This window comes from Kribbella orskensis, from assembly GCF_004342085.1.
GTDB lineage: Bacteria > Actinomycetota > Actinomycetes > Propionibacteriales > Kribbellaceae > Kribbella > Kribbella orskensis.
This window is the reverse complement of the sequence record NZ_SLWM01000014.1, coordinates 171,560-190,446: the sequence shown is the minus strand read 5'-3', so window position 1 is coordinate 190,446 and position 18,887 is coordinate 171,560. Positions and strand designations below refer to the sequence as shown.

Annotated in this window: 16 protein-coding genes; 6 read left to right on the top strand and 10 right to left on the bottom strand. The window is 69.6% G+C overall.

Translation table 11 applies throughout. From position 1 onward, the window contains the following. Positions 1 to 316 precede the first annotated feature (316 nt). Positions 317 to 1,588, bottom strand: a complete 1,272-nt coding sequence (locus EV644_RS30270; RefSeq protein WP_132192372.1) for a ribonuclease D — start codon at positions 1,586 to 1,588, stop codon at positions 317 to 319. Beyond that, entirely contained in the window at positions 1,585 to 2,187 is a 603-nt protein-coding gene (locus tag EV644_RS30265) for a DUF3000 domain-containing protein (RefSeq protein WP_132192371.1), read from the bottom strand. Before EV644_RS30265 ends, EV644_RS30270 begins: the two co-directional genes overlap by 4 nt. 83 nt (positions 2,188 to 2,270) lie before the next feature. Between EV644_RS30265 and hemE the strand changes: the two genes are divergently transcribed. From hemE to EV644_RS30245, 4 genes are read left to right on the top strand one after another with little or no spacing between them, the layout of a single operon-like run. Then, positions 2,271 to 3,356 (top strand): uroporphyrinogen decarboxylase, encoded by a 1,086-nt coding sequence (gene hemE / locus EV644_RS30260; RefSeq protein WP_199240062.1) that lies wholly within the window; start codon positions 2,271 to 2,273, stop codon positions 3,354 to 3,356. Between the two features lie 48 nt (positions 3,357 to 3,404). Continuing rightward, positions 3,405 to 4,829 (top strand): protoporphyrinogen oxidase, encoded by a 1,425-nt coding sequence (gene hemG, locus EV644_RS30255; protein WP_199240061.1) that lies wholly within the window; start codon positions 3,405 to 3,407, stop codon positions 4,827 to 4,829. After that, a complete protein-coding gene (hemQ, locus tag EV644_RS30250; RefSeq protein WP_132192370.1) occupies positions 4,826 to 5,563 on the top strand; it encodes a hydrogen peroxide-dependent heme synthase in 738 nt (245 codons plus the stop codon). Before hemG ends, hemQ begins: the two co-directional genes overlap by 4 nt. A 16-nt stretch (positions 5,564 to 5,579) precedes the next feature. Continuing rightward, positions 5,580 to 5,957 carry a VOC family protein gene (locus EV644_RS30245; RefSeq protein ID WP_132192369.1) on the top strand — a complete coding sequence of 126 codons (378 nt, stop codon included), beginning with the start codon at positions 5,580 to 5,582 and terminating at the stop codon, positions 5,955 to 5,957. An 88-nt stretch (positions 5,958 to 6,045) separates the two neighbouring features. On the opposite strand, the gene msrB is transcribed toward EV644_RS30245, so the two are convergent. From msrB to EV644_RS30220, 5 genes are all read right to left on the bottom strand, one after another. Then, positions 6,046 to 6,468: a peptide-methionine (R)-S-oxide reductase MsrB gene (msrB, locus tag EV644_RS30240; RefSeq protein ID WP_132192368.1), complete on the bottom strand. Its 423-nt coding sequence runs from the start codon at positions 6,466 to 6,468 to the stop codon at positions 6,046 to 6,048. A 137-nt stretch (positions 6,469 to 6,605) separates the two neighbouring features. Further along, positions 6,606 to 8,996, bottom strand: a complete 2,391-nt coding sequence (locus EV644_RS30235) for a DUF8508 domain-containing protein (RefSeq protein WP_132192367.1) — start codon at positions 8,994 to 8,996, stop codon at positions 6,606 to 6,608. A gap of 213 nt (positions 8,997 to 9,209) precedes the next feature. Beyond that, positions 9,210 to 10,625, bottom strand: coding sequence for an adenylate/guanylate cyclase domain-containing protein (locus EV644_RS30230; protein WP_132192366.1), 1,416 nt, complete (start codon positions 10,623 to 10,625; stop codon positions 9,210 to 9,212). Further along, complete coding sequence (locus EV644_RS30225) at positions 10,618 to 12,336, bottom strand: NAD(P)/FAD-dependent oxidoreductase (protein WP_132192365.1); 1,719 nt, start codon at positions 12,334 to 12,336, stop codon at positions 10,618 to 10,620. The genes EV644_RS30230 and EV644_RS30225 overlap by 8 nt, the downstream gene beginning before the upstream one ends. Positions 12,337 to 12,433: 97 nt before the next feature. After that, positions 12,434 to 12,685, bottom strand: coding sequence for a hypothetical protein (locus EV644_RS30220; RefSeq protein ID WP_241999000.1), 252 nt, complete (start codon positions 12,683 to 12,685; stop codon positions 12,434 to 12,436). 124 nt (positions 12,686 to 12,809) lie between these two features. On the opposite strand from EV644_RS30220, the gene ligD reads away from it, so the two are divergent. Next, positions 12,810 to 13,868 (top strand): non-homologous end-joining DNA ligase, encoded by a 1,059-nt coding sequence (ligD, locus tag EV644_RS30215; RefSeq protein ID WP_132192364.1) that lies wholly within the window; start codon positions 12,810 to 12,812, stop codon positions 13,866 to 13,868. Positions 13,869 to 13,982: 114 nt separating this feature from the next. On the opposite strand, the gene EV644_RS30210 is transcribed toward ligD, so the two are convergent. From EV644_RS30210 to EV644_RS30200, 3 genes are all read right to left on the bottom strand, one after another. Beyond that, complete coding sequence (locus tag EV644_RS30210) at positions 13,983 to 14,738, bottom strand: SDR family oxidoreductase (RefSeq protein ID WP_132192363.1); 756 nt, start codon at positions 14,736 to 14,738, stop codon at positions 13,983 to 13,985. A gap of 257 nt (positions 14,739 to 14,995) precedes the next feature. Beyond that, complete coding sequence (locus EV644_RS30205) at positions 14,996 to 16,837, bottom strand: glycoside hydrolase family 15 protein (protein ID WP_241998999.1); 1,842 nt, start codon at positions 16,835 to 16,837, stop codon at positions 14,996 to 14,998. Continuing rightward, positions 16,719 to 17,711 (bottom strand): SURF1 family cytochrome oxidase biogenesis protein, encoded by a 993-nt coding sequence (locus EV644_RS30200; protein WP_241998998.1) that lies wholly within the window; start codon positions 17,709 to 17,711, stop codon positions 16,719 to 16,721. Before EV644_RS30200 ends, EV644_RS30205 begins: the two co-directional genes overlap by 119 nt. Positions 17,712 to 17,779: 68 nt before the next feature. Between EV644_RS30200 and moaA the strand changes: the two genes are divergently transcribed. Further along, on the top strand, positions 17,780 to 18,793 hold the full coding sequence (gene moaA, locus EV644_RS30195; protein WP_241998997.1) for a GTP 3',8-cyclase MoaA: 1,014 nt from the start codon (positions 17,780 to 17,782) through the stop codon (positions 18,791 to 18,793). Positions 18,794 to 18,887: the final 94 nt, after the last annotated feature.

Here is an 18,887-nt window from a genome sequence, read left to right as displayed (position 1 = left end):
CTACCTGTCGGTCGGTACACCCACCCCGAAACACCACCCCGGACCGGCTCACACCTCCGTCGCCCGGCACACCCCACCCCCGAAAACACCACCCCAACCCGGCTCACACCCCCCCGCGGGATCCGCGTAGCTGCGTCCTTCCCTGGTCGGGCTGGGGTGGGTCAAGAGTCGAAACTTGTTTCGATCCCGAAGGGACGCCGAAGGCGCTCTTGACGCACCCCAGCCCGACTAGCACCATCACGCAGCGGAGACCGCCAACCACCCCCACCCATGCCCCGCGGAACCACCTGAACTGCCAGGGAAAGGCACGCTGCCGTTAGTCGTCGAGCTGTTCCGCCGGCGGGGCTTCCGTGGCCAAAGCGTCGGTGAGGACTTCGGCGGTTAGGCCGATTTGCCATTCGCGGGCGCCGTGGTCGCTGAGGAAGGTGTTGACGGCGGGCAGGTCCGCGTCGGCCGGGGGTGTCCAGGCGAGGCGGCGGATGGTGTCGGGGGAGAGGAGGTTCTCCGTCGGGAGGCGGTGGGCTTCGGCGATCTCGCTGACGGCGGTCCGGGCCGCGGACAGGCGGGCTGCCGCGTCGGGGTCGCGGTCGGCCCAGGCGCGGGCGGGCGGCGGGCCGTCGTACCGGGGGCCCTGCTTCGGGAGCTCGGAGTCCGGCAGGCGGCGGGCGTGGTCGATCGCCTCCCACCAGGTGCGCATGTGGCGGTGGGCGCCGCGGCCCTTGAACGCGGTGAGGCGCTGCAGGGTGTCGCGGTCGACCGGCATCGCGGAGGCGGCCTCGACGATCGCGGCGTCGGGCAGGATCCGGCCAGGGGAGATGTCGGCGGACTCGGCGATCTGGTCGCGGGCCTCCCAGAGCGCGCGGACGACGGCCAGGCTGCGGCGGTTGCGGACCCGGTGCATGCCGGAGGTACGCCGCCACGGGTCCGGCTTCGGCTCGCGCGGCGGAGCGTTCAGGATCGCGGTGAACTCCTGCTGGGCCCACTCCCACTTGCCCTCGCGGCGGAGCTCGTCCTCGATCGCGTTGCGTAGTTCGATCAGCATCTCGACGTCGAGCGCCGCGTAGATCAGCCAGGGGCCGGGCAGCGGGCGGGTCGACCAGTCGGCGGCCGAGTGTTCCTTGCGCATCTTGTAGCCGAGGACCTCGCTGACCAGCGACGCCAGTCCGACCTTCGGGTAGCCGAGCAGCCGACCGGCCAGCTCGGTGTCGAAGACGGTGCGCGGGACCATGCCGACCTCGGCCAGGCAGGCCAGGTCCTGGTTCGCCGCGTGGATGATCCACTCCGCGTCGACGATCGCGTCGCCGAGCGAGGACAGGTCGCCGAACGGGATCGGGTCGACCAGGGCCGAGCCGGACCCCTCACGGCGCAACTGCACGAGGTACGCGCGATGGGAGTAGCGGTACCCCGAGGCGCGCTCGGCGTCGACCGCGACGGGACCAGTACCCGACCGGAACGCCTCGACCACCTCGGCCAGGGCAGGGTCGGTGTCCACGACGTCTGAGAGTCCGTCGCGCAGTTCGAGCAGTGGCAGGTTCTCGGTCGGGTCGTCCGGGACGGGCGGCTGCTGCTGGGTCTCGGCCGGGCTCATCTGCCCCGCTGACCGCGCCGGGTCGGCATCGGGACCACCCCCGGCGGAACCGGCGGCAGTCCGGCCGCAGTGCAGAGCACCTCGCCCCACGCCTCGGCATGACGGGTCACGTCGACCATCCCGCCCGGGCCCGGCACAGGGCTCCAGGACGCACGGATCTCGATCTCCGCCGTCGCCTCGTCATCGGCCATCCCGCCGAAACTCTCAGACACCACGCGAGTGACGGTACCGCTCGGGGCCAAGAAGTCCGCGCCCCGGTCGGTCAGCGCCTCCATCAGCCAGGTCCAGCCAACGCCACCGAGCAGTGCGTCCGTCACCATCTCCGGTTCGACGGCGGCACGCACATACGCGACACAGCGGAAGGTCGACTGCCAGGCGTCGTTCCCGTCCGGGTCGTAGAGGATGACCAGACGGCCGGTGGCGATATCGTCACCGTCGACCGTCACGTCGGCGCTGACCGCGGCCGCGTGCGGTGCGATCCGCTGCGGTGCGGGCATCTCCTCGACGAATACCTCGGGCCGGAACCGCGCACCACGCAACTGCGTGAGTGCTTCGGCGAACTCCGCGGGTGGCGCGTCGACCTGCTTGCGGGCACCCATGCACCGCAGCCTACGACTGATCACTCACCGACGCCGACGGCGACGCGCCGGTAACCGCTTCCGGGCATGGGATTATCGGACCTGTGCCCATAACCCAGCCCGCTCAATCACCCACCGCTGCCGATGTCCTCGCCGAGTCCGCCTTCCTGCTCGCGGCTCGCGGTGAGCCGGTCCCGCACACGCCTGTCTGGTTCATGCGCCAGGCGGGTCGCTCGCTCCCGGAGTACCGGGCGATCCGCGAAGGCACCACGATGCTCGAGTCCTGTACGCGACCCGACCTCGTCGTGGAGATAACGCTGCAGCCCGTACGCCGTTACGGCGTGGACGCGGCGATCTTCTTCTCCGACATCGTGCTCCCGCTCAAGGCGGTCGGGGTGGACCTGGAGATCAAGCCCGGAGTGGGTCCGGTGGTGGCTTCGCCGGTTCGCTCACTGGGTGATCTCGACGCAGTGCGCCCGGTGACGCCGGCGGACGTGTCGTACGTGACGGAGTCGGTGCAGCAGTTGGTGTCGCAGCTGGGTGGGACCCCGCTGATCGGGTTCGCCGGGGCGCCGTTCACCGTCGCGTCGTACCTGGTCGAAGGTGGGCCGAGCAAGGACCACGCCAAGACGAAGGCGCTGATGCACGGCGATCCCAAGCTGTGGCACGCGCTCGCCGACCGGCTGGCGGACGTGGCGATCGCGTACCTGTCGGTCCAGATCGAGGCGGGTGCCTCGGCGATCCAGTTGTTCGACTCGTGGGCGGGCGCGCTGTCGCCGCGCGACTACGCGGAGTTCGTCCAGCCGCACTCGGCGAAGGTGTTCGCCGCGCTCGCGCCGTACGGCGTGCCGAGGTTGCACTTCGGGGTGAACACGGGCGAGTTGCTCGGACTGATGAGCGCGGCCGGTGCGGATGTTGTCGGCGTCGACTGGCGCGTCCCGCTGGACGAGGCCGTACGCCGGATCGCCGCTGACGGGACTCCGCCGAAGCCGGTGCAGGGCAACCTCGACCCGGCTCTTCTCTTCGCCGGGTGGGACGCGATCGAGCCGGAGATCGACCGGATCCTGCGCGAGGGTCGCGCCGCCCCGGGCCACATCTTCAACCTCGGCCACGGGGTCCCGCCGAACACGGACCCCGACGTACTGCACAAGGTCGTCCAGGCGGTGCACGCCAAGTCCGCCCGTTCCTGACCGGGGCCTGCCTCAAGTCGCGTTGCGGCGGCGGGTGAAGATGGGGGCGTGGAACCAAGGTCTGTGGTGGTTGTCGGGGGCGGGATCAGTGGACTGGCTGCGGCGCATGCGCTGGCGAGCGGACCGAATCCACCGCGGATCACTGTTCTCGAGTCGTCGCCGAGACTAGGCGGCAAGCTGGCGGGCGCCGAGCTCGAAGGCGTCCCGGTGGATCTGGGCGCCGAGTCCGTCCTGGCCCGCCGACCTGAAGCGGTGGCCCTGATCCTTGCGGTCGGGCTCGCCGACGACTTGGTGCATCCGGCAACGACTTCGGCCGGGCTCTGGATCGGCGACCGGATCCGCTCCATCCCGCCGACGGTGATGGGCGTGCCGACCGATCCGGCGAGCACGATCGATGTGCTCGGCGAGGAAGCCGCCGACCAGGTCGCGCACGAGCCCGAACTGGCCGAGCCAGCGCTCACCGAGGACGTCGCCATCGGGCGATTCGTCGCAGACCGGATGGGGTCGGCGGTGACCGAACTACTGGTCGATCCGCTGCTCGGCGGGGTGTACGCGGGCAGGGCCGAGGAAATCTCGCTCGCCGCGGCCGTCCCCGAGTTGTTCGCCAAACTCCGTACCGCGCCGAGTCTGCTGGCGGCGACCGCCGAGCTGCGCGAGACCGGCCAGCGCCGCAACGCCGATGGAGCCCCGGTCTTTGCCGGAATCCGCGGCGGCATCCACCGCCTGATCACCGCGCTGGAGCAGGACCTGCAGGCGCGCGGTGTACAGATCCACCGCAACGCGACCGTACGGCGAATCAGCCGTGGCCCGGGTGGCGTCTACGAGCTGGAGGCAGGCCCTGTGCCGGCTCCCACAATGCTGCAGGCCGACGCCGTTATCGTGGCGGTCCCTGCGACACCGGCGGCTCGGATGCTCGCCCAGGTCGTCCCGCAGGCTTCCACTGAGCTGGCGGCCATCGACTACGCGAGCATGGCGATCGTCACACTCGCGGTACGCAAGAGGGACTGGCCGGAGTCCGCGACGGGCTCGGGCTTCCTGGTCCCTTCTGTGGAGGGCCGCACGATCAAAGCGTCGACCTTCTCGCACGCCAAGTGGCAGTGGTCCGCCGACGCCGGGGGAGACCTCGCAGTACTGCGGTGCTCGGTCGGGCGGCTCGGCGAGGAGTACGTGCTCCAGCGGTCGGACGAGGAGCTCACGGCACTCGCTGCAGCGGATCTACGCGAGGCAGTGGGCCTGGATGCACCTGTGGTCGGCGCACTGGTGACCCGGTGGGGCGGGGGCCTCCCGCAGTACGCAGTAGGTCATTTGAACCGCATTGACCGGGTGGAAGCCGCTGTGGCGGAGCAACCAGGGCTGGCGGTCTGCGGAGCGGCGTACCGGGGTGTCGGGATCGCTGCCTGCGTCGCCTCAGCAGGGAAGGCGGTAACCCGGGTGCAGGCTCATCTGGAGGCATTGGCGACAATGGCCAGGTGACCGAGACTCCAGCCGCCGCAAAGCCCGAGAACACCCAGTCCGCGAAGCCCAAGGCGCGCGAGCTGAACAACGTGATCCGCTACACCATGTGGTCCGTCTTCAAGGTCGAGACGCCGCTGGGTGATGCGGACCGGGACGAGCTGGCCTCGGAGCTGTCGGACATCGTCGGCAAGCTCGCCGCCGACGACGACGTGGTGATCCGCGGTTGGTACGACGTGGAGGGCTTCCGCGCGGACGCGGACTTCATGGTCTGGTGGCACGCGCCGACCTCGGACGCGCTGCAGAAGGCGTACCACGCGCTGCGCCGGTCGCGGCTCGGCCGGCACCTCGCGCCGATCTGGTCGCAGTTCGCGCTGCACCGGCCGGCCGAGTTCAACAAGAGCCACATCCCGGCGTTCCTGGCCGACGAGGAGGCCCGCGCCTACATCTGCGTGTACCCGTTCGTGCGGTCGTACGAGTGGTACCTGCTGCCGGACGAGGAGCGCCGCTTCATGCTCGCCGAGCACGGCAAGATGGCGCGCACCTACCCCGACGTCCGGGCCAACACGGTGGCGTCGTTCGCGCTCGGCGACTACGAGTGGATGCTCGCCTTCGAGGCCGACGAGCTGCACCGGATGGTCGACCTGATGCGCGATCTGCGCGCGTCCACGGCCCGCCGGCACGTGCGCGAGGAAGTCCCCTTCTACACCGGAAAGCGGGCCGAGCTCAGCGAGCTGGTCGCGAACCTGGCCTGACCGGGGACGCGCTGAGATGGAACGCAAAGCCTTCCCGGTGCTGTACGTCGCGAACGTGCGGCGATCCGTCGAGTTCTTCGGCCTGCTCGGCTACGAGTCGAGGTACCAGTTCCCGCTGGAGGGCGATCCGCACTACGTCGGCCTGGAGCGCGGCGAGTCGTCGCTCGGCATCGCGGACTCCAGTTGGCCGGAGGCGCAGCTCGGCATCACCGTCGGCACCGCTCCCCGCTTCGAGCTCTTCGTGTACGTCGACGACGTCGAGGCCCAGGTGGAGACCTTCCGCACTGCCGGCTACGCCGTACTCCAGGAACCGGCCACCATGCCGTGGGGCGAACGCCAGGCCTACGTCTCCGACCCCGACAACAACCCCATCGCCCTCGCCACGCCGATCTGATCCGGGTGCGGGCCGACTTGCTGTGGCCGCGTGTTCCGGGTAAGCGAAAGCCCGCCCTGCCGGTGGGCAGAGCGGGCTTGTGCGGTGATTACTCCGCCGGGGCCAGCGCCAGGCTGACCGAGTTGATGCAGTAGCGGAGGTCGGTGGGGGTGCCGTAGCCCTCGCCCTCGAAGACGTGGCCGAGGTGGGAGCCGCAGTTGGCGCAGCGGACCTCGACCCGCTTCATGCCGAGTGCGTGGTCCTCGATGTACTGGACCCGGTCCTCGGCCAGCGGCGCGAAGAACGACGGCCAGCCGCAGTGCGAGTCGAACTTCGTCTCGCTGCGGAACAACTCCGCGTCACACGCCCGGCACTTGTAGACACCGATGGTCTTGGTGTCGGTGTACTCACCGGTGAACGGCCGCTCGGTGCCCGCCTTGCGGAGCACCTGGAACTCTGCCGGCGACAGCTGAGCCCGCCACTCCTCGTCGGACTTCTGTACGGCGTACTGCCTGGTGCTGCTGTCTGTCATCAGACCTCCTCAGTCGAGGAGCCGGAATCCCAGGGGAATCCGGCTCCTCTCCAGTATCGGCGGTCGCTCAAGCAGAATCCCGCCCGGGCAGCCGACGTAAGCCAGCCGTCATCGTGCGCCGACGGCCGGCCGACGACTCACCGGACCCAGGACGGCAACGGGATCACGTCGACGACCTGCGGATCGTGGTCGCTGATCTGGTCGGGGAACTCGGCGTTCATGTGCACGATGTCGTACTGCGAGGCCGGCTGCAGGTTCCGCGACATCAGGATCTGGTCCAGGATCTGGCTGTTCCCCTCGAACACGTAGCTGTACCGCTCGGGGGCCGCCAACGTCTTCGGCAGGCTGATCAGCGCGGTCTTGCCGGAGCCGATCAGGATGTCCGCGGTCTGGGAGAAGTCGAAGTCGTTCAGGTCGCCGAGCACGATCACGTTCGCGCCGGTGTCCTTGGCCAGGATCTGGTCGACGAAGGTCCGCACCGACTGTGCCTGCTCGTGCCGCTTCGGCGCCGAGCTCTGCACGGGCGGCTGGATCCGGCCCCAGAGCGGGTCGTCGCCGCCCTTGGAGCTGAAGTGGTTGACCACCACGAACAGGCTCTGACCGTGCCAGGTGAACTCGCCCGCGAGCGGTACCCGGGTGGCCGCCCAGGCCGGGTTCGCCGGGTCGATGCGGCCCGGCGAGGAGCTCAGGTGCGGCCGGCCGAAGCGGTCGGTGGTGATCGTGGTCGCCGTGGTCGAGCCGCCGCCGGCGCGGTCGACGAACTTCACCGGCTTGTCCGTGCGGTACATGAACGCGACCCGGATGTTGCCGCCCGGCTCGCCACCCTCGGCGCCGTCGACCGGATCGATCTGCCGCCATGCGTACTCCGGGCCGCCGGCCTTCAGGATCGCCGCGGCCAGCGTGTTCAGTGTGAGGTCCGCGCCGGTGGTCCCCGAGTTCACTGCGCCGTCGTTGTCCTGCACTTCCTCCAGGCCGAGGATGTCTGGTGAGGCGAGGTTCTTCACCACCGCCTGGGCCAGACCGTCGAACTTGGCGTCGCCGTCGGACGGGTCCAGGTTCTCCACGTTGAACGTCGCGACCGATACCTGCAACGGAGAGGAGGGCTTGGTCTTCTCACGCTGGACGTTGCCGTCGATCACGGTCGGGGTCTGCGTGACGAGGAACTTGAAGTTGCCGAAACCGTAGTCCAGGACGCCGGTCACGGTACCTGCCAGCTTGTCCCCGGTCTTGGCGTCGGGAACCGGTGCCAGCACGTCGTCCAGCAGGACCCGCTCCGGGTTGCTGTCGGCCTTCTGCAGCAGGATGCCGCCGCGGACCGTCCGCAGGCTCGAGCCCTTCGGAACGACGGACAGCTCGCGGAAGGAGCTGGTCGGGCCAGTCACCTCGGGCTCGTTGATGCCGAGCCACATGCCCTCCAGCGACTCCCAGAAGTCCAGGCCGTCGGTGGCCGGCTCGAAGGTGCCGGTGGTCTCGACGTCACCGGTGGAGTCGTCGTCGATCACGGTCGACGGGGGCACCCGGCCGCCGGGGCCGACGATGGTCGCGGCCGGTACGGCGGCGGTGCCGGTCACGGCAACCGTCGGGTTGGTGATCTCGGTGGTGGTCAGGTTGTCGGTGCCGCCCGAGCCGCCGGGGCGGAACTCGGCGACCGTGCCCTTGACCGTCACCGCGTCGCCGACCGCCACGGTCGGAGCCGAGCTGGTGAAGACGAAGAGGCCTTCGCTGGTGGCGGGGTTGTCGTCCGGCTGGGTGTCCTGGAACCAGAAGCCGTTGCCGCTCTTCGCGGTGACCACGCCGGTCACGTTGGCGACGAGCTTGCCGGCCAGCGGCGACCGGTGCGCGGCGCCCTGGATGTCGTGGATCTTCGCATCCACCGGGTCCGGGTCCGGGGGAGACGAGGTCAGCGTCTTGGGCGACGGGTTGACCGCCTCGAACTCGGTGGCGTTGTTGTCGAGGTCCTTGGTCGGGTCCTTGCGGGTGACCGAGGTGGTGTTCGAGGTGCCCGGCGCGGGGCTGGTCTCCGAGTCGTTCGTCGCGCTGCCGTAGCCGACGAAGTCGACGACGCCGGCGGCGGTGTCGCAGTCCGCTCCACAGGCCAGGTTGTCGGTCGACTGGACCAGCGCGACCTTACCGGCCGAGGCGGACATGTTGATGCTGCCGGTCACGTCGGGGGTCGGCAACGGCTGTCCGTTGGTCCCGCCTGCGCCCTGCACGAGGTAGACGCCGCCCGGAGCAAGGCTGCCGGTCAGGTTGATCTTGTTCGTCCAGGTGGTTCCGGCGGTCGACCCGTACTGGACGGACCACCCGGTCAGATCGACCGGGGAGCTGCTGTTGTTCGTCAGCTCGATGAAGTCGTTCGTGTACGGAGCGCCGGAGTTGCCGCCACCGCCGTACACCTCGGTGATGACCACGGTGGACGAGGCGGCGAGTGCCGGTGCGGCCGCGATCACGGCGACACCCGACACAACGAGACTGGAGGTGACCACAAGGGCGCCAAGGCGGCGCCGTGATCGGTTCTGGGCAGACATGTGCCGGATTCTCACACCCCCACCACCCCCCGCCAACCCCCAACAGATGAACACCCCAAACCCACGGGTTCCCCTTCGCCCCACCCCCTCCGCACCCCGCACCCTCAACCCGACACCCCACGAGCCGAACCCTCCCGTCGAACCCACCCACAGATTCCGGCCGCTGAACGCGCCTGCTGGGCCGGCCCACCCACGGTCCCGTGGCTGCTGTTGTCAGGTGAGGGTGTCGGTGGGTGGGGGGTTGGGAGCAGGGCTGGGGCGGAGGGAGATGAGTCGATGGACCTGGAGGGGCTCGGCTTTGCCTTTGAGGTCCAGGAGGCCGATCGACTCGGTGACGGCTTCGGGGAGGAGGGCTTTGGTGCCGGGGCCGATGGCAACCCCGCCGCAGGGTGCCTTGCCTTCGATCCGGGAGGCGACGTTGACCGTGTCGCCGATGACTGTGTGGGTCCGGCCGCCCTCCGTGCCGAGCAGGCTGACCGAGGCGACTCCGCTGTTGATGCCGACCCGGAACTGCGGCCAGTCAGGATGCGCCGCACGTACAACAGCGGCCGCCTCCTGCAGCGCCAGCCCGGCCGCGGCTGCCCGCGCGGCGTGGTCCGGCTGATCACCGCGCTTGTTGAACGTGACCATCAGCGCGTCCCCGATGATCCGGTCCACCTCGCCACCGTGCCTGCGGACCACCGGTGGTACGGCGACCTCGAAGTACGTGTTGAGCATGGCGGTGACTTCGCCCGGCTCGTGGTTCTCGGAGAAGGCGGTGAAGCCCTGGAGATCGGCGAAGAGCACGCTCAGTTCGCGGCGACCCGACACGGTGTCAGCGAGGTACAGGTCGGAGAAGCGCTCCTCGTGCCACTGGATCCGCACCCCGGCGACCACGAGGATGAACGCGAGCAGGAGCAGCACGTGCCACTCCCACCACGACAGCGCCCAGTTCCGCGCGAAGACGAGCGCCACCATCGCCTCGCCCAGCAGGACGAAGGCCGCGATCATCGACAACAGCATCAGCGACGGCCGTTTCCACCACAGCCCTAGGTAGCGGATCGCGGTCACGGCGTACAGCAAGATCGCGGGCACAGCGAGCGCGGTCAGGATCCCATCGGCGCTCTCGGGCACCGAAGTACTGTGCAACGGCGGCAGCCGGGTCACCGAGGCAACCGCCCACAACGCCATCAGGACGAACAGTCCCGTGCGCAGCAACCGCCCCCACCGCATCGCCCTCGGCAGCCGGGGACCAGTCAGGTTCGGGCTCGACAACAGCGCGAAGATCGAGCCGATCGTGATCCCGACCGGCGTGGCCAGCACGAACCCGACATTGGGCGTATCGAGCAGTACGCCGGGTGTCGCCAGCGCGTGCAACGCCAGAAACCCCGCGGTCGACAGGAACGCCAGCGCAACGAACAGCACTCGCGGATCCCCACGCTGCAAGGCAGCAGCCCCGGTGGCATAAGCCAGTACTGCACTGAGCGCCGCCGTGATCAGCACGAGCCAGAAGTGCGACGGGTGGTGCTCCCAGTGAACGTCGAGCTGTGGTCGCCGGATGAGCAACGCCAACCCCGCCAAGGGAACCAGCAGGGCCACAGCGGTGGCCACCAGCATCGCGGGGGAGTAGACGAACCGGCGCTTAGCCATCCGCGCCCTTGAAGTGCTCGTGGATCTGCGACACCACCACCGAGCCTTCGCCGACGGCGGAGGCGACCCGCTTGACCGAGCCGCAGCGCACGTCGCCGACCGCGAACAACCCGGGAATGGTGGATTCGTAGGGCTTCGGCGGACGCGACTGCGTCCACAGGGAATCGGCCGCCGCGTCCGAACCGGCGAGGACGTACCCGTGCTCGTCCCGCCCGATCTCCGGCAGCCACCGCGTCCCAGGCTCGGCCCCGATCATCACGAACAGCCCGTCGACCGCGAGAGTCTCCTCCGCGCCGGTCCGACGATGCCGCAGCACGATGTTCTGCAACCTGCCGTCGCCACCTCCGCCGACGATCTCGCTCGACGTACGGACGACCACGTTCGGGGCCGCGTCGATCATGTCGATCAGGTAGCGCGACATGCTCTGGACGAGCGACTCGCCCCGAATCACGATGCTGACCTGACGGCAGTAGCGGGCCAGGTGCAGTACAGCCTGCCCGGCCGAGTTGCCGCCGCCCACGACACAGGCATTCCGATCGGTCAGCCCATGAGCCTCGGACACGCTCGCGCCGTAGTACACGCCGGCGCCGGTCAGCTCTTCCAGCTCCGGTACGCCGAGCCGGCGGTAGGCGACCCCCGTCGCCAGGACGACCGCGCGAGCCGTGACCTCGCCGACGTCACTGATCTCCGCCAGGAAGCCGCCCGGCTTCTCCTCGAGCCGCGTCACCTGCCGCATGAGCAGGAAGTGCGCGCCGAACACCCACGCCTGCTGGTAGCCGCGCTGTGCCAGTTCCGACCCGGTGAGACCGCGCGAGAACCCGAGGTAGTTGCGGATCAGCGAGCTCGTCCCGGCCTGCCCGCCGATCGCCTCGCGCTCGACCACGAGCGTCCGAAGCCCCTCGGACGACGCATAGACGGCGGCAGCCAGTCCAGCCGGCCCCCCACCGATCACCAGTACGTCGAACGCGCGCCGCTCGTCCGCCAGAGTTGTGCGGACGCCCCACGCCTCGGCGACCTCGGCATCGGTCGGATCGTGCAGGATCGTGCCGCCGACCGCGGCCATCCACACCAGTACTCCGGCCCCGGGATCCGGCTCGTGGATCGCGTGCAGGACGTCGTTCGCCTCGGGGGAGCCGCTCGGCCGGAAGGCATTCGGGATCCCGTTGCGACTCAGCAGACTCGAGATGGCATGGGCCCGGGCCGAGTGTTGGTCGGCGACGACGACGACCTCGCGCCAGTTCGCGGTCTCGTTGCGGGACCACTCCTGGACGAACTCCGCGACCGTGCGATGGAAGAGCTCGTCGCGGTTGATCCACGGCTTCAGGACGTAGTAGTTGATGTCGCCGACGGCCATCGCGGCCAGAATCGCGGCGGCCGTGTCGCGGTCGGCCCAGGCGCCCCACGGGATCAGCATCGCGCGGCGCGCGTCAGGGTGCAGACTGCGGGCCCGGTGGAGGACCTCGGATCGCTCGGTGGCCGGTAGCTCGTGGTCCACCATGACGACCGCGACGCGTTGCTCGAGCTCGTGCGCGAGCTCCAGACTGCGCAGCGCGTCGGGCGCGGTCAGTTCGCCCCGGACCCGGAAGTCGACTCCGAAACTTCGGTCGAGCTCGCTCTCGAGCCGGTCCAGTCGCTCCGGGTCGACATCGACCACCAGCAGCAGTGGCCTCGCCGCCCGGAGACTCGGCTTGCCGCCGGGTACCCCACCCATCCTGTGACAGTAAGTCCGGCGGTCGGGCTCGGCAACGGGTCATACGTTTGATCGCCGGTCCTGTCCACCCCAGTGGGACAGGACCGGCGACGCTTGCCTACTGGCCTGCTCGTCGCGGGCCGAGGTTCGCTCCGCGATGGAGGAGCCGGACAACCAGGTAGGCGAGTCTCGGGGCGCCCTTGCGGGCCTCGATCACCAGAGACGGCTTTCCCTCGGCCTTGAAGCCACCGGTGAGCGCCTTGGCGGTGGCCTGAGCCACGGAGACCTTCGGAGTACGGCTGACGTCGGCAGAGCGGCTCAGGGTCAGGCTGGCGCCCTTCCAAGATCCGTCCTTGGCCTGGTGGACCACGACGTCGCCACCGAGGTGCTGGAACGTTACCGCCCGGTCACCTAGGGTGGCCAGAGGTTGGGAAAAGTTGCCTTTCCCGCGCGCTCGCGGTCTTTTGGTCCGAGCCGGGCGGTAGCGTCGCGCCATGGCGGCGACCAAGGCAATCGAGCTGGAGATCGCGGGGCGGACGGTGCGGGTCAGCAACCCGGACAAGCCGTACTTCGCGGACCGTGGACTGACCAAGCTGGACATCGTGAACTACTTCGTCGCGGTCGGCGACGGCATCCTCGGTGCGCTCCGGGACCGCCCGACCACGCTGGAGCGCTGGCCCGGCGGCTGGTTCGAGGGCGCGAAGCTGTCCACCCGGATGGACAACAGGGGTGACGCGTTCTACCAGAAGCGGGTCGCCAAGGGGGCTCCCGAGTGGGTGGAGACGGCGACCATCAAGTTCCCCAGCGGCCGGCCCGCGGACGAGGTCTGCCCGACCGAACTGGCCGTCGTCGCCTGGGCGGTGAACCTCGGCACCCTCACGTTCCACCCATGGCCGGTCCGACGCCCTGAGCTCGACTCACCCGACCAGCTGAGGATCGACCTCGACCCCCAACCCGGTACGGACTTCAAGAGCGCGGTAGCCGTCGCCCCGGCCCTCCGCGAACTGCTGGCCGAGCACGGTCTGGAAGGCTTCCCCAAGACCTCCGGCGGCCGCGGTCTGCACGTTTATGTGCCCATCGAACCCCGCTGGACCTTCGTCGAAGCCCGCCGCGCGGTGATCGCGCTGGGCCGCGAGCTCTCGCACCGCCTGCCCGAACAGGTCACCGTCAACTGGTGGAAGGAGGAACGCGGCGAACGAGTCTTCATCGACTACAACCAGATGGCCCGCGACCGAACCATCGCCTCCGCCTATTCCGTCCGCCCCAACGCCCGAGCCCGCGTCTCCGCGCCCCTCCGCTGGGAAGAGCTCGACGACGTGGTCCCCGACGACTTCGACGTCCTCACCATGCCCACCCGCTTCGCCGAGGTCGGCGACCTCCACGCCGCAGTGGCCGAAAAGGCGTTCTCCCTCGACTCCCTCCTGGACCTCTCCGCCAAACACGAACGAGACCTGGGCGAAGCCGACCTCCCCTATCCCCCCGAATACCCCAAAATGCCCGGCGAACCCAAACGAGTCCAACCCTCCAAAGACCGAGACCGCCCCAAGGACTAGCCCCCACCCGACACGCTCCTGCACGGGCGGCACCGCGAGGTGGCCAGCTGTCGCACGCCCAGGGCGCTCCGCCGACGATCAGTCGCTCTGCGAGTTGACCCCAACCACAACAAACTAGAACGTCCGCAAAGCCCCGCCGTCGATCGGGATGATCGCTCCCGTCACATAGGACGCGACCGGCGACAGCACGAACGCGGCCACCCGTCCGAACTCCTCCGGATTCCCGTAGCGCCGCAAGGGGATCGTCTTCTCCGAAGCCCGCCGCGCGGCGTCCGGGTCCCCGCTCTTCCCGTCCAGCTCCTTCAACCGATCCGTGGCGATCCGCCCCGGCATCAGCCCGTTGACCCGGATCCCGTTCGGCCCGAGCTCGTCGGCCAGCGTCTTCGCCACCATCGCGAGCCCCGGCCGCAACCCGTTGGAAATCGCCAGCCCGGGAATCGGCGACTTCACCGACGACGACAGCACGAAGGCGATCGAAGTACCCTCCGAGCCCGCGCGAGCCACCGACCGCGCGATCCGCAGCCCACCAAGGAACACGCTGTCGAACGCCGCCCGCCAGTCGTCCTCAGCCGTCTCCAGCGCAGTACCTGGCCGAGGTCCACCCACACTGATCAGTGCTCCGTGCAACGCGCCCCACTTGGCGATGGCGGTGGCGGCGAGTCGCTCAGCACTCTCCGGATCGGCGTTGTCCACCGAGATGCCCACGACGTTCTCGCCCAGTTCCGCGGCGGCTCGTGCGATCGACTCTTGGTTCCGGCTGGAGATCACCAGCCGCGCGCCCTCATCGGCAAGAGCCTTAGCCGTAGCGAATCCGAGGCCGCCGCTGGCGCCCGTGACGATATAGGTGCGATCACGCAGTCCAAGGTCCACGCACCCATCCTGCCTCACCCGCCCCACTCCCGCTCCCCGGCCACACCGCCCCCTGTGGCATCGATCTCAGTACTCGGACAGCAATCTCAACCACCCCCGCCCACTCCCGCCGAAACCAACTCCCTTCACCCACCAGTTCCGCCGACACGCCGTACCTCGTCCCGACTGGTGGCCGAAGGCAAGCAGCAGCCGCTCGCCGCAGCCGATGCCGGGCCGGCTTGCCAGTACTGCGGGGTGCCCGGCTGGGGACGCAGGGGTTAGTAGGCGGAAGGGCGGAGGGGGGTGTGGTCAGAGGTGGTCAGGTGCCAGGCGGTGTTGACCAGGCCTAGGTGGGAGAAGGCTTGGGGGAAGTTGCCGAGCATGCGTTTGGAGACGGGGTCGTACTCTTCGGAGAGAAGGCCCACGTCGTTGCGGAGGGCAACTAACTTCTCGTAGAGGTTGCGGGCTTCGCCGGTGCGGCCGATCAGCGCGAGGGAGTCGGCCAGCCAGAAGGAGCAGATCAGGAAGGCGCCCTCGTCGCCGGGGAGACCGTCGTCGACGTGTTCGGTGAGGTAACGGCGGACGAAGCCGTCGACGGCGAGTTCCTTGCGGACCGCCTCGACCGTGCCGATCACCCGCGGGTCGTCCGGCGGGAGGAAGCCGACCTGGGGGATCAGCAGGGTCGACGCGTCGAGCGCCTTGCTGCCGTAGGCCTGCGTGAAGGTGTTCCGCTCGGCGTCGTACGCCTCGGCGCAGACCTGACGGTGGATCTCGTCGGCCGTGGCGCGCCACTGCTTGGCCGGACCGCCCATCCCGAACCGCTCGACAGCGCGGGCGGCCCGGTCGAACGCCACCCACGCCATCACCTTCGAGTACGTGAACTGCTGGCGCCCGCCGCGCACCTCCCAGATGCCCTCGTCCGCCATCGGCCAGACCTCGCTCAGATGCCGCATCAACCCGCGTTGCACCGACCAGGCTTCCTCACTCGGCCCGGTCTGGGTCTCGCGGGCGAGGGCGAGCACGTCCATCACCTCGCCGAACACGTCGATCTGCAGCTGGTCGGCCGCCGCGTTCCCGATCCGCACCGGCTGGGAACCGCCGAACCCGGGCAACCACCCGGCCTCGAACTCGGTCAACCTGCGCTCGCCCGTGACGCCGTACATGATCTGCAGGTCGGAGGGTGCTCCCGCGATGGCCCGGAGCAGCCAGTCGCGCCAGGCCTGGGCCTCCTCGGTGTAGCCCGAGCGGAGCATCGCCGCCAGCGTCATGGTCGCGTCGCGCAGCCAGCAGAACCGGTAGTCCCAGTTGCGCCGGCCGCCGAGGGACTCGGGCAGCGAGGTGGTCGGTGCCGCGACGATGCCACCGGACGGCATGTACGTGAGCGCCTTCAGCGTCAGCAGCGACCGCGTCACCTCCTCGGCCATCTCGCCGGCGTCCGTACTGCGGCCGATCCACTCCGTCCAGAAGCTCTCGGTGGGCTCGAGCGAGCCGAGTGCGTCGGTCGGTTCGGGAGCGGGCTGGTGCGACTGGTGCCAGGTGAGCACGAACCACGCGCGATCACCCGCGCCGACGGTGAAATCGGCGTACGTCGCGAAGTCCCGGCCGTACTGGTGCACGTCACTGCGCAGGGCGACCGCGTCGGGACCGGCGACCGCCACGATCTGCCCGTCGAGCCGCCGCACCCACGGGGTCACACTGCCGTAGTCGAACCGCAGCCGGAGCTCCGACCGCATCGACACGGTGCCGCTGATGCCCTCGACGATCCGGACCACGTCGGGCGCCTCGTCGCGGGGCGGCATGAAGTCGAGCACCCGGACCGAGCCGGTCGGCGTGGACCATTCGGTCTCCAGCACGAGGGTGTCACCGCGGTAGTGCCGGCTGCACTTGGCGTCTCCGTCGCGGGGGCGCAGCCGCCAGTGGCCGTTGTCGTCTGTGCCGAGCAGTGCGGCGAAGCACGCGGGGGAGTCGAACCGCGGGAAGCAGAGCCAGTCGATCGAGCCGTCAGTCGAGACCAGGGCCGCCGTCTGCAGGTCCCCGATCAGCGCGTAGTCCTCGATCCGCCGGTCCGGCAGTGACCGTCGCCGGCTCGGATCCACCTTCTCCGCCGACCCCACCTCCACCGGCCCCACCCGCGCCGCTCCCGCCTTCTCCGCTGCCCCCGCCGCCGCCTTCTCCGCCCGAGCCGCCTTCTCCGCCGGAGCCGCCTTCTCCGCCGGTTCCGCCGGACCTGCCGTCTGACCGGCTGCCGTCTTCTGACTTGTCACCATTGACGTCCTGTCTGGAGAAGTAGACCAATCCGCCGACGGCCAGCAGGGCGAAGAAGAACCACTGCAGCGCGTAGAAGAAGTGTGGCCCGTCGTCGATCTCCGGACCGGGGAACCCGCCGAAGTCAGGATCGGCCGCCGGCACCTGGCGATCCACGGTCAGGTACCCGTCGTACAGGGTGAGCCCCAGAGCGGACGCGAACTCCGGCCCGTTGATCAGCCGCGCGGTGCCGTCGACCGGCGTACCGCCGCTGGTGTGGCCGCCGCGCTCGCTGCGCCGCAGCCGACCCGTCACGGTCACTTCTCCGGACGGTACGGCGGGGACGTTGCCCGGGGCCAGCTCAGCGCCCTGCCGCGGCAGGAACCCGCGGTCGACCAGTACTGCGCTGCCGTCGGCCAGGACCAACGGCGTGACGATCTCGAAGCCCGGGCGGTCCTCCACATTGCGGTAGCGCATCACGACCTGCTTGGAGGCGTCGTAGCGCCCGGTGACCACAGCGGTCCGCCAGTCGTGCTGCTCGCCGACCACCCGCTGCGGTCCGACGATCTCGGCCAGCGAGGCCGGGGGAGCGGCCAGATTGCTGCGGGTGACCTCGTTGCGGGCCTTGCGCTCGTCCAGCCGGTGCAGTTGCCAGCGGCCGAGCTGCACACAGACCCCGGCAAGGACCAGGATCACCAACGCGGCGGCGATCCACCGGGGATTCAACAGACGACGCGGCGTTCTCGGCACCCTTCGAACTTAAGCCATCCACCGGAATGCCCCGCGCTCGGCTGCCCGGGCCGCGTAGTCTGGGCCCTGTGACAGTGCCCAGTACGACGCTCGGCCTCGCCGACAACCACGGCCGGGTTGCCACCGATCTGAGGGTCTCCCTGACCGACCGGTGCAACCTGCGCTGCACGTACTGCATGCCCGAGGAAGGGCTCGACTGGCTCGCCAAACCCGAGCTGCTGACCGACGACGAGGTGGTCCGCCTGGTCTCGGTGGCCGTCACCCGCCTCGGCGTGGACGAGATCCGCTTCACCGGCGGTGAACCCATGCTCCGCCGCGGCCTGGTCGGCATCGTCGCCCGTACTACGCAACTGCACCCCCGGCCGGAGGTGTCCCTGACGACCAACGGGATCGGGCTGGCCCGGCAGGCGGAGGCGCTCAAGGAGGCCGGCCTGGACCGGGTGAATGTGAGCCTCGACACGATCCGGCCGGACACCTTCCAGCAATTGGCCCGCAGGGACCGCCTGAAGGACGTCCTGAACGGCCTGGAGGCGGCCCACAACGCCGGCCTGGCCCCGGTCAAGGTGAACGCGGTCCTCATGCGCGGCGTGAACGACCACCAGGCGCCGGAGCTGCTGCAGTTCTGCCTCGACCACGGCTACGAACTGCGGTTCATCGAGCAGATGCCGCTGGACGCGCAGCACGGCTGGAGCCGGGACACGATGATCACCGCCGACGAGATCCTCGAGCACCTCGGCGAGCGCTTCGACCTGGAACCGGTCGACGCGGCGACCCGCGGCAGCGCTCCGGCGGAGTCCTTCACCGTCCAGGGCGGTCCGGCGACCGTCGGCATCATCGCTTCCGTCACCCGTCCGTTCTGCGGTGACTGCGACCGGGTGCGGCTGACGGCCGACGGTCAGGTCCGCGATTGCCTGTTCGCGCGGACCGAGTCGGACCTGCGGACCGCGCTGCGGGCAGGCGCCGACGACGAGGACCTGGCGGAGCGCTGGCGCAAGGCGATGCGGGGCAAACTGCCCGGCCACGGCATCGCCGACCCGAGTTTCCTGCAGCCGGCCCGGCCGATGTCGGCCATCGGCGGCTGACCCCCGGCGGCTGACCCATCGGCCACCGCCCCTTTCTGAACCGGAAATTTACTTTTTCAGCTGTAACCTGCGTCGCTAACACACGCAGACCGCG

Bases quoted from the DNA above. Each gene is read 5' to 3' on its own strand.
- EV644_RS30270 (WP_132192372.1), bottom strand. From the start codon at position 1,588: ATGAGCCCGGCCGAGACCCAGCAGCAGCCGCCCGTCCCGGACGACCCG.
- EV644_RS30265 (WP_132192371.1), bottom strand. From the start codon at position 2,187: ATGGGTGCCCGCAAGCAGGTCGACGCGCCACCCGCGGAGTTCGCCGAA.
- EV644_RS30245 (WP_132192369.1), top strand. From the start codon at position 5,580: ATGGAACGCAAAGCCTTCCCGGTGCTGTACGTCGCGAACGTGCGGCGA.
- msrB (WP_132192368.1), bottom strand. From the start codon at position 6,468: ATGACAGACAGCAGCACCAGGCAGTACGCCGTACAGAAGTCCGACGAG.
- EV644_RS30235 (WP_132192367.1), bottom strand. From the start codon at position 8,996: ATGTCTGCCCAGAACCGATCACGGCGCCGCCTTGGCGCCCTTGTGGTC.
- EV644_RS30230 (WP_132192366.1), bottom strand. From the start codon at position 10,625: ATGGCTAAGCGCCGGTTCGTCTACTCCCCCGCGATGCTGGTGGCCACC.
- EV644_RS30225 (WP_132192365.1), bottom strand. From the start codon at position 12,336: ATGGGTGGGGTACCCGGCGGCAAGCCGAGTCTCCGGGCGGCGAGGCCA.
- ligD (WP_132192364.1), top strand. From the start codon at position 12,810: ATGGCGGCGACCAAGGCAATCGAGCTGGAGATCGCGGGGCGGACGGTG.